At 62.4% G+C, this 11,422-nt stretch carries 14 protein-coding genes and 1 riboswitch; of the genes, 12 read left to right on the top strand and 2 right to left on the bottom strand.

The genetic code is table 11. The annotated features are described in order from the left end of the window. The 6 genes from EN935_RS08895 to EN935_RS08870 form a co-directional block, all read left to right on the top strand. Positions 1–1,954 (top strand): EpsG family protein (locus tag EN935_RS08895; protein ID WP_206534505.1); only part of this gene is annotated, 1,954 nt, incomplete at its 5' end. A gap of 175 nt (positions 1,955–2,129) precedes the next feature. Further along, positions 2,130–2,849, top strand: coding sequence for a glycosyl hydrolase 108 family protein (locus EN935_RS08890; RefSeq protein ID WP_127373272.1), 720 nt, complete (start codon positions 2,130–2,132; stop codon positions 2,847–2,849). Continuing rightward, the gene (locus tag EN935_RS08885) at positions 2,849–3,073 is read left to right on the top strand and encodes a hypothetical protein (RefSeq protein ID WP_109660925.1); all 225 of its coding nucleotides are present in this window, start codon (positions 2,849–2,851) and stop codon (positions 3,071–3,073) included. The genes EN935_RS08890 and EN935_RS08885 overlap by 1 nt, the downstream gene beginning before the upstream one ends. A 105-nt stretch (positions 3,074–3,178) precedes the next feature. Further along, positions 3,179–3,418 (top strand): hypothetical protein, encoded by a 240-nt coding sequence (locus EN935_RS08880; RefSeq protein WP_109660926.1) that lies wholly within the window; start codon positions 3,179–3,181, stop codon positions 3,416–3,418. After that, positions 3,403–3,588: a hypothetical protein gene (locus tag EN935_RS08875; RefSeq protein ID WP_109660929.1), complete on the top strand. Its 186-nt coding sequence runs from the start codon at positions 3,403–3,405 to the stop codon at positions 3,586–3,588. The genes EN935_RS08880 and EN935_RS08875 overlap by 16 nt, the downstream gene beginning before the upstream one ends. Next, complete coding sequence (locus EN935_RS08870; RefSeq protein WP_109661445.1) at positions 3,588–3,911, top strand: hypothetical protein; 324 nt, start codon at positions 3,588–3,590, stop codon at positions 3,909–3,911. The genes EN935_RS08875 and EN935_RS08870 overlap by 1 nt, the downstream gene beginning before the upstream one ends. A 134-nt stretch (positions 3,912–4,045) precedes the next feature. Here EN935_RS08870 and EN935_RS08865 read toward each other — a convergent pair whose 3' ends face one another. Next, on the bottom strand, positions 4,046–4,753 hold the full coding sequence (locus tag EN935_RS08865) for a hypothetical protein (RefSeq protein ID WP_109660931.1): 708 nt from the start codon (positions 4,751–4,753) through the stop codon (positions 4,046–4,048). A gap of 299 nt (positions 4,754–5,052) precedes the next feature. On the opposite strand from EN935_RS08865, the gene EN935_RS08860 reads away from it, so the two are divergent. Further along, complete coding sequence (locus tag EN935_RS08860; RefSeq protein WP_127265615.1) at positions 5,053–6,600, top strand: glycosyltransferase family 39 protein; 1,548 nt, start codon at positions 5,053–5,055, stop codon at positions 6,598–6,600. Between the two features lie 82 nt (positions 6,601–6,682). Beyond that, complete coding sequence (gene msrA, locus EN935_RS08855) at positions 6,683–7,201, top strand: peptide-methionine (S)-S-oxide reductase MsrA (protein ID WP_127265614.1); 519 nt, start codon at positions 6,683–6,685, stop codon at positions 7,199–7,201. A gap of 253 nt (positions 7,202–7,454) precedes the next feature. Here the strand turns inward: msrA and EN935_RS08850 are convergent, their stop codons facing one another. Next, positions 7,455–8,192 (bottom strand): SDR family NAD(P)-dependent oxidoreductase, encoded by a 738-nt coding sequence (locus EN935_RS08850; protein WP_127373271.1) that lies wholly within the window; start codon positions 8,190–8,192, stop codon positions 7,455–7,457. Between the two features lie 145 nt (positions 8,193–8,337). Between EN935_RS08850 and EN935_RS08845 the strand changes: the two genes are divergently transcribed. From EN935_RS08845 to EN935_RS08830, 4 genes are all read left to right on the top strand, one after another. Continuing rightward, complete coding sequence (locus tag EN935_RS08845) at positions 8,338–9,255, top strand: LysR family transcriptional regulator (RefSeq protein WP_127266166.1); 918 nt, start codon at positions 8,338–8,340, stop codon at positions 9,253–9,255. Between the two features lie 163 nt (positions 9,256–9,418). After that, a riboswitch (TPP riboswitch) is annotated at positions 9,419–9,532 on the top strand. Continuing rightward, positions 9,523–10,131, top strand: a complete 609-nt coding sequence (locus tag EN935_RS08840; RefSeq protein WP_109661449.1) for a YkoF family thiamine/hydroxymethylpyrimidine-binding protein — start codon at positions 9,523–9,525, stop codon at positions 10,129–10,131. Its footprint overlaps the riboswitch before it by 10 nt. A 41-nt stretch (positions 10,132–10,172) precedes the next feature. Then, a complete protein-coding gene (locus EN935_RS08835; RefSeq protein WP_245488893.1) occupies positions 10,173–10,988 on the top strand; it encodes an ABC transporter permease in 816 nt (271 codons plus the stop codon). Next, positions 10,985–11,422: ATP-binding cassette domain-containing protein (locus tag EN935_RS08830; protein ID WP_164771051.1), on the top strand; the 438-nt coding region annotated here is incomplete at its 3' end. The genes EN935_RS08835 and EN935_RS08830, both read left to right, overlap by 4 nt.

Below are 11,422 nucleotides of genomic sequence, written 5' to 3'. Positions count from 1 at the left end.
CTCCAATAGGACGCCGTTCGAATATCTGCGGCTGGATTTCGAAGGTGGTGGCGGGCCGGACAGCACCAATGCGGCCCTCGCCGAATGGGCGCCAAACGAGGACGGCGATCTGATGACGCCGTTCAACCTAACGGCTTCCTCGATCGTTGGCATCAACAATGGAGCAGGGTTCCAAACCTCGGATGTCGGGCGCGCTATTCGCCTCTACGCTTCCGATGGCCGCTGGCGCTGGGCCAAGATCGCAGCGCGCACCAGTACCACAATCGTCACGATCCGCATGTATGGCCATGCCCTGCCGGACCTCAGCCCGATATCCCGCTGGCGGCTCGGCACGCTCGTGCCCGGAAAGTATGTGGAGAGCGGCTCACTCTATGAGGAACGCCTGGCCTTCAGCCGGAAGTTCTCCGTCTATGCCTCGGCAACCGGCGACTTCGACAATTTCGCGCTGGGCGAGAAGGACGACGACGCGCTGGAGTTCGTCCAGGCCGGCGGCGGCCAGGCCAACGACATCGTCTGGATCGCCGACAGCGATGGCGCGCTGCTTATCGGCACCAGCGGCGGCATACGCGCGCTTTCGGGCTCGGGCATCGACGAGGCGCTGACGCCATCCTCGTTCAAGAACCGGCGCTCGCGTACCTTCGGCTGCGCCCGCATCCGTCCGGTCGATGCTGGCCAGTCGTTCCTCTATGTCACGCGCTCGCGCAAATCGATCGCCGAGTTGACGCAGACGGCGCAAAGCCGGTTTGCTTCGGACGATGTCGGCCAGATCTCCGAGCATATTCCCAAACAGGGCGTGGTCGAGCTCGCCTTCCAGACCGACCCCGACCCGCTGCTGTGGCGCTGGCCGGCAACTTTATTTGGAGGGCGTCAGCATTTTGCGTTTCGTATGATAATAATGAAGGGTGCTATTGCACCTGTCGCCAAGAATCAAAGAGGCGTTCGAATGCGGTCCATTCGCCAACTCTGGTTCCCCACGTTGGTCTTTCTAGCCCCGGTGCTCTTCTTCGCGGCTTCTCGAACCGACTATGCGAATTATGTCTCATATGCTTTGGAAGGCGATATTGTCGCCTACTCGAGAGATTTCGCCTATGCGACCAGGGCAACGTTCCTAGTCTATATGACGGCTGTGGCGCACGAGCCCGTATTCATCGCCATGCATTGGATATACGCCAACCTGGGGTTTTCTATCTCTGACAGCATGCTAGCCAACAGCATGGTCATGGTTTCAGTCTACTATCTTTACTCGGTCAGACAAAGCGATAGCGTAGTGCTAGGTGCGATATCGACTGTCGGCCTAATCATGCTGCCATGGTTCGAGCAACTGGGCCAAAACACGTTGCGTCAAGGGTTTTCGCTTATCTTCATTCTCGCATTCTTCCTAGCGATCAATGACGGCAAGAAGTACCGAGCAATTTTCTTTGCCGCCTTGGCGATTGGTAGTCACTATAGCGCTATTCTATTCGTTGCAATCTATGTCTTGGCAGATTTTGTTCCTCGCTCAGGAAAATTTATCGTTGGCGTAGTTTCCTTGATTTTCGCGGGCTACATTACCAACTCCATCTCTGGTATTTCCAATATAATAATCGGCCCGATTTTGGCGCAGGTAGGTCTGTACACTCAGTACTCTTCCGACGTGTTTATGAGTTATCGGGTAGGGTTTAAGGCTTTGTTTTTTGCCTATTCGCTAGTTCAATGCGTCGCAAGTGTCTTGTTGATCAAGAGGGCGGCAAAGAAGTCAGATGAGCGCTTGGGAAAATATTGTATCCTCATGACCGTTATCTACATGTTGGCGAGCGGACTACCTTACTACAACCGGGTCGCCATGATGCCGATGCTTTTGCTCCCGGTGGTGCTCGTGACGCTGTATGCTCGTATAACCGCGCCGCGCCGTTTTTTTCGGCGCACCGATCCCAGTACTGAAACTCGCTCGTCCAGCCGCTGGCAAGGCGCCTAACTCATATCCACGGCTTGCCCGGTTTGCGCCCTTCATCGGCTCGGAGTTCTTGCCTTGATCATCATTTGAGCATCGCTCTGCGCATCGACTGACGTGCCGCGTGCGGTCTTCTCGTCTCCTCGATCGTGAAATTCCTCGTCGCCCCTGCCGACCAATCTTCAAAGGAACCATCACCATGGACCGCAACTGCGCGCGGGCGCTTGCGCTTGTTCTCAAATCGGAAGGCGGCTGGTCGGACAATCCGGCCGATCCCGGCGGCGCCACCATGAAGGGGGTGACGCTCGCCAATTTCCGTCGCTACGTGAAGGCCGACGCGACAAAGGCGGACCTGCGCGGGATCAGCGACGCACAGGTCGCCGCGATCTACCGCCGTTTCTACTGGGACGCAGTGCTCGGCACCGAGCTACCCGATGGTGTCGACTATGCCATTTTCGATTTCGCGGTGAACAGCGGGCCTGGCCGGGCGGCGAAATATTTGCAGGCGGCCGTGGGCGTTGCCCAGGACGGCCGGATCGGACCGGCGACCCTCGCAGCAGCCAAGGCAAAGCCGGCCGGTGTCATCATCGATGCGCTTTGCGATGCGCGGCTGACGTTTCTCCAACGGCTGCCGACATGGAAAACCTTCGGCCGAGGTTGGTCCGATCGCGTCAGATCGGTGCGGGTTCAGGCCTTGCTGATGTCGGCGCAACGACCGGCGGCACCGGGGGCCGCGCCGGCGCCGCAGCCGGCCAGGGTCGAAACATCAACTGGTGGGGCGCCGACGGTCCAGCCCATGCCGCCGGCACCGCCATCCGGCGGCAAGACGGCTGCCGTGGCCGGCATCCTCGTCCTCATCGCCGGAGCGCTCGTGGCCTTCTGCCATCACGTCACCGGGTTTTTCGGGAGCCTCTTTTGATGACATGGTTCAACACCAACGCGCTGCACAATCTTCTCAACACGCTGATCGCGATCATCTGCGGCGGCGCCCTGGCCGGCTTCGACTGGACGATGTTCGGGGTCAGCGACCGCACTGCGCTTCAGATCAGCGGCGCCATTGCGCTGGCCAAGATCATCATCAACGCCGTTCGCGACGGGCCGGCGGGCATGGTCGCGCCACCGCCACCGGCAGAGGAGCAGTAAGATGGAAGGTCTCCAACAACTCGTCATCGCTTGGCTTGAAGTGTTCAAGCCATATTGCATCGGCTTTTCGATTGGTGTGTCCGTTTGCATCATAGTGAGGCATCTATGACCGCGCTCATCGCCTTTCTGCTCGAGCATGCAGGGATAGCCATCGCGGCTCTTGGTGCCATCGCCACCGTTGTTGCGGCAGGGTGGGGCAATCTGCGAGGCGCGAAGCGAGAGCGGGACAAGCAGGCTCTGAAAGATGCTGCTGCTGCAACCGAAGCCCAGAAGATCGACGACGCCGTCGCCGGGCGGACGCCGGACGACAACCGGGGGAGGCTGGGCAGATGGTCAAGATCATAGTGCTCTCGCTCACGCTGGCCGGCTGCACAACATCAGGCGGGTCGTTCTGCGCGGCCGGGCATCCCATCCGGCCGACACGGGCAGAGGTGGCGACCCTTTCCGGGACGTCGGTGGCGGCGATCCTGGCTCACAACGAAAAGGGCCAGACGCTCTGTGGATGGAGGCCGTGATGCACGATCTTTTCGACCTGCTTGGCATCAAGGGGCCGGTCGTGGCGGCTGGCCTTGCCGGCGGTGTTCTGCGGGCGCTGTCGCGGCATCGCTATAAGCTGCGCGAAATGGTGGCCTCGCCGATCTGCGGCGCGCTGGCAGCGGCTTACCTGACGCTGCCGGTGGTGTCCTACGCCAGGATCACCGGCTTGCCGATGCCTGACCTGGCCGACGATACCACCACGCTGGCCGCCGCCTTCCTGATTGGCGTCTGCGCCATGTGGATTTCGGACGTCCTGTTCGAGTTTGTGGTGCGCAGGTTCAAGCCCGCGCCGGAGGAGTAGCTGCTGTCTCCGGTTGGCGACTGCTTGGTAGAACTACCGAGGCACGTTCTCGCGCGACACTCGAACCGTCGAAGATAACCCAAAATAGCCCGTTCCGGTTCGCCGGGCGGGCTATTTTCTGCGTTTTGGCCTGATCAAGCCAGGATATTGACGGCGCGCGCCGCGACTAGGGCGATGGTCAGCAGCGAGATCATGGCCTCGGCCATCATCAGCAGCTTGGCGCGTTGGGAGAGTGGCAAGGTATCGGTCGGCGAGAAGGCTGTCGCATTGGTGAAGGCGAGGAAGAAATAGTCGACGAAGCCGGGCAGCCAATCGCGAAGCTCACGGTCGTTCAGCGTCATCTGCGCAAACAGGAAATCGGCCTGCGCAAGCTTGACGAGGCCGCAGGTCGGCGGCCCGCCGCGGTCGGTGCTCCAGAACCACAAGGCAAAGACGATGACGTTTGTGACCCAGATGTTGAGGGCGTCGATCAGCAGCGTCGTGCCGCTGTTGCCGGCATGGCCCTCCAGCAAGGCACGCACCAGCAAGACCAACGAACCGCAATTCATGACGCTGATGATGGCGGTCATGGTTAGGGCGGTCCTGCGGATCATCACGCGAAACTGGCCGATCGCATGCCACTCGTGATCCTCGACCGCCTTTCGGGTGGCGGCCTGGGTCCAGGCCGTGGCCACCGACAAGGGCAGCAGCAGGGCGGCCTCCAGCGCCGGGGCCAGCCAGCGTGGCCCGAATGAGAGGTTGTTGATGACCAGAAGCTGCAGGCAGATGATGACCAGAACGGCCGCGCGCGCCATCCAGAAGTCGAGCGCACGGTAGTGGATGACGGCATGGTGGTGGCGCATTTTGAATCCTGGATGCTTGTTGGTGGGGGACCGGGGGCCCGGTCAGGCGCAAACGACGCCTGCCGCGATCACGGCCAATGCGCCATGCTTGGCACGTTCGAGGTGCCGCAGGAGGGCGTTTTCCATTGTCGTCTTGCTTGCATGTGAGGGGAGAGGCAGCATCGTGAGGCGAAACTCTGCCTCAATCTTGGTTTTGCAATGGTCGTTTAAGTATACATTTTCGTAAGCTTTGAGTTCTGGGCTGTTCGAAAAACCGTCCGATGTGATTTACCCACCGCATGACGCGAATCGATGAACCCATGAACGGCTGGCTGCCGGTCGGCAGTTCTGTTCCAGGCGACTGGCGCCAGTCGTCGATCTGGTCGGATCTGCCCCGTTATCCGGAAGCTGTTCTGGCAATTTTATGCCTGACGCAGATCCTGTGTTGGACCGTGATGCCGGCACTTGTCGACGCCGCCCCGCCCGGCGATGTCGTCGAGGGCTTCATGTGGGGTCGCGAATGGGTGCTGTTGACCTACAAGCATCCGCAGCTTCCCGGCTGGCTGCTCGAGACCAGCCATCTTCTGACCGGATCGTTCCGCTGGCCGCAATATCTGCTTGCCCAGTTCGTCGTCTCGGCGACCTTTATCTTCGTCTACCTGCTGGCCCGCGACATGCTCGGGAGAACGCGCGCGCTGGCCGCCGTGCTTTTGATGCCGTCGTTGTATTTCTTCGGCTGGCCCACTCCGCAGTTCAATCATGACTACGCGCAGATGCCCTTCTGGGCCGCCATCTGCTGGCTGCTGTGGCGTGCAAGCCGTGGCGGCGGGCCGGGCTGGTGGCTGGCGCTCGGCTTGGTGTCCGGCGTCGGCCTCTATGCCAAATTTTCCACCGGGCTGCTGTTGCTCTTCGGCGCGATTTGGCTGTTGTCGGACACACGGGCACGCAGTCGGCTGGCTACGCCCTGGCCATGGCTTGGGCTGGCGGTTTTCATCGCTGTCGCAGCGCCGCTGGCCGTCGAGCTCTACCGCATGGATTTCCTGCCGCTGACCTATGCCGCTTGGCGCGATCAGTGGGTGCTAGCCCATCGCTCCCGCTTTTATTATATCAGCGTCCAGATAGCCGGGCTCTGCGGCTTCGTTCTGGTGCTGGCGATATCGGGGCTGTTGCGGCGCTCGCCCGCGCCGGAAGAGCCCGTCGGGCGCGGCACGCTGGTCTATGTCGTGTGGATGGGGCTTGGCCCGGCGGTCCTCGTCATGGTGGCTTCGCTGTTCACCGGCGCCGGCGAGGCCTGGGGCGCGCCGATGTACAATCTTGTCGGCGTTGTGGCGATTGCCTTGCTGGGTCATCGGCTCGGCGCCGTCGAGATGCGACGGCTGGCGATCTGCGCGTTTGTCTGCATTATCGGCATGTCTGGTGCATATGCGGGTATCCGCTGGACGAGCTGCAATTTGCGCGGCCGGATGGATGCCGTGTGCTGGCCGGCCCAGCAGATCTCGGATGAGGCCGAGGCCGTCTGGCACACGGCGGTGCCCGGTCGGCTCGACATCGTCGGCGGCGATACCCGTATCGCGTTGCTGGCGGGCCTGAATGCCTATGACAAGCCGTCGATCTTCACCGAGCTCGATATGCGGCTCGCCCCCTGGATCACCAGCCAGCGGCTGCGCGACCACGGCATACTCCTGGTCTGGCCTGGGCGCGGCGTGCCACCTCGGCTGCAGCCGTGGCTGGACAACATCCCGGTCAAGACCGTTCTTTTCAGCTGGTCGCTCAAGGCGCCGCCGGTGGCGATCAGTTTTGCCGCCGTTCCGCCCGGCGTGAGGCAGTTGCCGGGTGTGATCGACAGCCTCGCCCGGCCGAGCAACTGAAGCAGATCAGCCGGTCCGCTGGACGAAGCAGGTGAGAATACCCATTTATGGGGAGATCAACTTGCTTTTGAGGAGACGTGATATGGCGACTTCGACCGAACGCGCAGTCCTTGCGGGCGGCTGCTTCTGGGGTATGCAGGATTTGATACGGCGCTATCCCGGCGTCATCTCCACCCGTGTCGGCTACAGCGGCGGCGACGTGGCCAACGCCACCTATCGCAACCATGGCAGCCATGCCGAAGCCATCGAGATCAATTTCGATCCGGCCATCATAAGCTATCGCACGCTGCTGGAGCGCTTTTTCCAGATCCACGATCCGACGACCCGCAACCGGCAGGGCAACGACGTCGGGATGAGCTATCGCTCCGCGATCTACTACACCAGCGACCAACAGAAGCGCGTCGCCGAGGACACCATCGCCGACGTCGATGCCTCGGGTCTGTGGCCGGGCAAGGTCGTCACCGAAGTCGTGCCGGCCGGTCCCTTCTGGGAAGCCGAGCCTGAGCATCAGGACTATCTGGAGAAATACCCCAACGGCTACACCTGCCACTTCGTCAGGCCAGGCTGGAAGCTGCCGGTTCGTGAGAAGGCTGTTTCGTAGGGTTCGGAGCCGCCATGCATTGCCGCTCGACGAGGTCGTCGAGCGGCGCATCGTACATCCCAAACACCTTCAGTCAGCGCGCCTTGTCGCGTCCCCCAAGTTCAAGCGTTATAAGAAAATTGCGAAACCTTATAACTGCCCAAACTGAACATTTCTACTAGCCGCCCTGTTAGGCTTCCCCCCATAAGGCCCACTGGCGCCACTTTCATACGCCACGGGCAATCGATCGCGACTGGGGACGGGCTGCGGGTTTTCATGCCTGCTGCGTCGGGTAGAGCGTCAGGATGTTGACGTTGACCCTTGGTGGCTGTGAAACCGCGTAGAGCATCGCAGCGGCGATATCCTCGCTCTCCAGCTGTTCCATGTCGCCCAGTCTTTGCTCTACCGCCAGGCGCACGTCATCGCGCATGTTGGCCGTGAACTCGGTTTTGACCGCGCCTGGCTCGATCACGGTGACGCGGATGCCGTTCTTGCCGATTTCGCGGCGCAGCGATTCCGCCATGGCGCTGGCCGCGTGCTTGGTGCCGGAATAGACGACCGAAGGGTGGATGTAGCGGCCGGTGCCCGACGAGACGATGACGATATGGCCCGAACCCTGCCGTTTCATCGCCGGCAGCGCTGCGTTGATCGTATAGAGCAAACCCAGAATGTTGATGTCGACCATCGCCCGGTATTCGCTGGTGGTGGTGTTCTGGAAGGGGGCCGCGACGCCGACGCCGGCGACATTGAACAGCATGTCAAGTCGGCCATAGCTTTCCAGCACGCGACTGACCATCGCGGTTGCCTGCTCCTCGTCGGCGATGTCGGCCCCGATCGCGAGCGCCTCGCCGCCGACGTCGCGGATGCGCTTGGCCAGATCGTCAAGCCGCTGCCGGCGCCGCGCCGCAATGGCAACGACCGCGCCTTGCGCTGCAAGCGCAAGTGCTGTTGCCATCCCGATGCCGGAGGAGGCGCCGGTCACCAAGGCGATTTTTCCGTTGAGTTTCCACATGTTCGTCGCTCCTGCTCAGAGGGAGATTCAGATGAGCTCGATGCCGATGATCGGCGACGTTCGAGACATGTCCTCAAGCTAGGCAGCAGACCCCCTACGGAAAATGCGATAGAATTCCATCATACTCATTGGAGAATATGGCATAATGCGCGGAAGTGACTATGCGGAGCTGAAGGCCTTTGCCACTGTCGTCGCGCATGGCAATTTTGCTCGTGCCGCGGAAGATCTCCGGATTTCGGCATCGACGCTCAGCCAGATGATCCGCCAGCTCGAAGCGCGGCTTGGCTTGCGCCTGCTCAACCGCACGACCCGCAGTCTCTCGCTGACCGAAGCCGGCGCGCGCCTGCACGCGCGCTTCGCGCCGGCCATGGCCGAGATGGAGGCGGCGCTCGGCGATGCCGCCGCCTTGCGTGACACGCCGGCCGGCATCTTGCGTGTCCATATGCCTAGCGTCGCCGCCGCCACCTATCTGGAGCCGGTGCTCGGTCGTTTTTATCAGACATGGCCGGACATCGTGCTCGATGTTACGATCGACGATGCCGCCATCGATAGTGTCGAGGCCGGCTATGATGTCAGCGCCAGGCTTGGCGAATTTCTCGAAGCCGATATGGTTGCGGTGCCGCTTGGCGGCGCGCAGCGCCAACTCGCCGTGGCCTCGCCGGACTACATCGCCCGTCACGGATCACCGTCAGCACCCGCGGATCTGCTCCAGCACCGCTGTATCAACTGGCGCCGGCCGGGCAGCGCCGGCCTTTACACATGGGAATTCGCCAGGGGTGGCCAATGGTTCTCGGTCGCGGTCGATGGTCCGCTGGTCGTCTCCAGCCGCGACATGGCCGTTGCCGCCGCGGTGCAGGGCGTCGGCATCGCCTTCTGGGCGGAAGAGCTGGTGCGTCCGCTGATCGACGCCGGCAAACTGGTCTCGCTGCTGGATGAGTGGTGCGCGACTTTTCCGGGCTGGTTCCTCAGCTACCAGAAGCAGCGCCATACGCCGCCGACCGTGCGCGCCTTCGTCGATTTCCTGCGGCATGCGCATGCCGGCCAAACACGGTCAGGTGGTTGACGGCGTGCACGAAGGTGATTGCATCGCGACTGTGGAGAGAACCGCTCGCGGCAGCGAGGGTGCCCGATAATCCCGCTCAGGCAGCACCATGTCTGGCGCAATGCTTTTGGCGCAGTGCGCTGAAAAAACGGCTTTCACTTCAGCTCGAATGGTGCTTTAACCCGCGCATCCACAGGGGTGCTCCGTACGGTCGGGGCTGAGACGGGGGCGGCAAGCCCACAGACCCTAGAAGCTGATCTGGGTAATACCAGCGGAGCGAGGCGGGCGATGTTTTCAGGCGCACAGATTTCCCTATATCCCATGGCCGACGATTTCGTCGGCGTCATCCTTGGCGCGCTTGGCGCGCTCGATCCCTGGCGTGACAAGCTCAGGATCGAGACCGACGACATCTCGACCTTGCTGGTCGGGCCGCCCGAAGTGCTGTTTCCCGCCATGCGCGACCTCTTCGTGGCGGCGGCGCGCAGCGGCAAACATTGCGTGTTGTCGGCCACCATCTCGCGCGGCTGCCCTGGCGAGCCGGATGATCCGATCTGCCGCTCCGATGCACTTGGCGGGCCTGTCGGGCCACTCGGTCCGCGCAAGGATGCGGCCATCGCGGCGGTGCACAATGCAGCTGCCACCGGCCAGCCGGCGGCAGCGCAGTTCTCGCTCTATGTGATGGGCACCGACGACCACATGGACGAGATCTACGGCTGCATCGACTTTCTCAAGCAGTCCGGCGTCTATGAACGTTCCAAGCATTTCTGCACGAAATTGCGCGGTGATGCCGGCGCGATCTTTTCGGCGCTGGACGAGGCTTTCTGCCGCTTCGGACCAGGCGCCGGCCACGTAACCCTCGACGTCACGGTCTCGGCCAACAGCCCGTCGGCGGTCTGAAGCTGCCGCCGCCTCCGCGCGGCCGTCAAAGGTTATCTCCAGTGGCCTCATCATCCGTCGCTTCGCGCCCGATCGCGAGCCTTCTTGTCAAGGCGGGACCGGCCATTATCTCGGTCGGGCTGCTCCTGCTGGCATGGGAGCTTTATGCCAGCTATTCCGGCATCAAGCCGACGATACTACCGGCGCCGTCGCGTGTCTTCGAGCAAGCGATGCTCAATCGCGAGGCGCTGGTCGACAACGCCATTCCGACCATCCGCGCCACGCTGCTTGGCTTTGCCTGCTCGCTCAGCGCCGCCTTTGCGCTGTCGATGCTGGTCGACTTCTTCCAGCCGCTGCGGCGTGCGCTGTTTCCCGTCTTCATTGTCAGCCAGACCTTGCCGCTGGTGGCGATTGCGCCGCTGGTGGTGCTGTGGTTCGGCTTCGGACTGGCGCCCAAGATCATGCTGGTGGCGCTGGTCACCTTCTTTCCGATGCTGGTGGCATTGGTCGAGGGCTATGAGGCGACCGAGGCCGAGGTCGGGCAAATGCTGCGCGCGATGGGGGCAGGGCGCTGGCGCATCTTCGTGCTGGCGCGGCTGCCTTCGGCGCTGCCTTATTTCTTCGCTGGCCTGAGGATCTCCATCACCTATGCGGTGGTCGGCGCCATCTTCGCCGAATATGCCGGCGCCGCGAAGGGGTTGGGCATCTACATGCTCAACGCCAAGAACAATTTTCGCCCCGACCTGGTGCTGGCCGCCGTCGGTGCCAGCGCCGCGCTGACACTTGTCCTGTTCGGGTTGACTGTGCTGCTGCAGCGCCTGGCCATGCCCTGGGAGCGCGCCGGCAAGGAAACCGCAGGGAAGAGGCCGTGGCGATGAGCCGGCTCGAGTTGCGGCATGTGCGCAAAGCGTTCGGCGGGCTCGATGTGCTGGCCGATATTTCGCTGAGTGTCGACGCTGGTGAATTCGTCTCGATCCTCGGGCCCTCGGGCGCCGGCAAGTCGACGCTGTTCCAGCTTCTGACCGGCGCCGAGCATGGCGAGGGCGAGATGTTCTTCGACGGCGCGCCGCTCGATGACCACGGCAGGCACTTCGCCTTCATGCCGCAACGCGACGCGCTGATGCCTTGGCGACGCATCCTCGACAACGCGACGCTCGGGCTCGAAGTGCAGGGCATCAGGCGCAAGGCGGCGCGGGCGCGCGTCGCGCCGCTGTTTGCCGAGTTCGGGCTTGCCGGCTTCGAGCGGCATTTTCCCGCGCAGCTCTCGGGCGGCATGCGCCAGCGCGCGGCGCTTTTGCGCACGGTGGTGCAG

The organism is Mesorhizobium sp. M7D.F.Ca.US.004.03.1.1 (genome assembly GCF_003998635.1).
Lineage (GTDB): Bacteria > Pseudomonadota > Alphaproteobacteria > Rhizobiales > Rhizobiaceae > Mesorhizobium > Mesorhizobium loti.
Note: the sequence above shows the minus strand (reverse complement) of the source record. Positions and strands in the feature narration are given on the sequence as shown.

Excerpts from the sequence above, each read along its gene's own strand:
- msrA (WP_127265614.1), top strand. The coding sequence starts at position 6,683 with ATGGCGACTTCGACCGAACGCGCAGTCCTTGCGGGCGGCTGCTTCTGG.
- EN935_RS08880 (WP_109660926.1), top strand. The coding sequence starts at position 3,179 with ATGACCGCGCTCATCGCCTTTCTGCTCGAGCATGCAGGGATAGCCATC.
- EN935_RS08840 (WP_109661449.1), top strand. The coding sequence starts at position 9,523 with ATGTTTTCAGGCGCACAGATTTCCCTATATCCCATGGCCGACGATTTC.
- EN935_RS08875 (WP_109660929.1), top strand. The coding sequence starts at position 3,403 with ATGGTCAAGATCATAGTGCTCTCGCTCACGCTGGCCGGCTGCACAACA.
- EN935_RS08850 (WP_127373271.1), bottom strand. The coding sequence starts at position 8,192 with ATGTGGAAACTCAACGGAAAAATCGCCTTGGTGACCGGCGCCTCCTCC.
- EN935_RS08865 (WP_109660931.1), bottom strand. The coding sequence starts at position 4,753 with ATGCGCCACCACCATGCCGTCATCCACTACCGTGCGCTCGACTTCTGG.
- EN935_RS08885 (WP_109660925.1), top strand. The coding sequence starts at position 2,849 with ATGACATGGTTCAACACCAACGCGCTGCACAATCTTCTCAACACGCTG.
- EN935_RS08890 (WP_127373272.1), top strand. The coding sequence starts at position 2,130 with ATGGACCGCAACTGCGCGCGGGCGCTTGCGCTTGTTCTCAAATCGGAA.
- EN935_RS08845 (WP_127266166.1), top strand. The coding sequence starts at position 8,338 with ATGCGCGGAAGTGACTATGCGGAGCTGAAGGCCTTTGCCACTGTCGTC.
- EN935_RS08870 (WP_109661445.1), top strand. The coding sequence starts at position 3,588 with ATGCACGATCTTTTCGACCTGCTTGGCATCAAGGGGCCGGTCGTGGCG.
- EN935_RS08860 (WP_127265615.1), top strand. The coding sequence starts at position 5,053 with ATGAACGGCTGGCTGCCGGTCGGCAGTTCTGTTCCAGGCGACTGGCGC.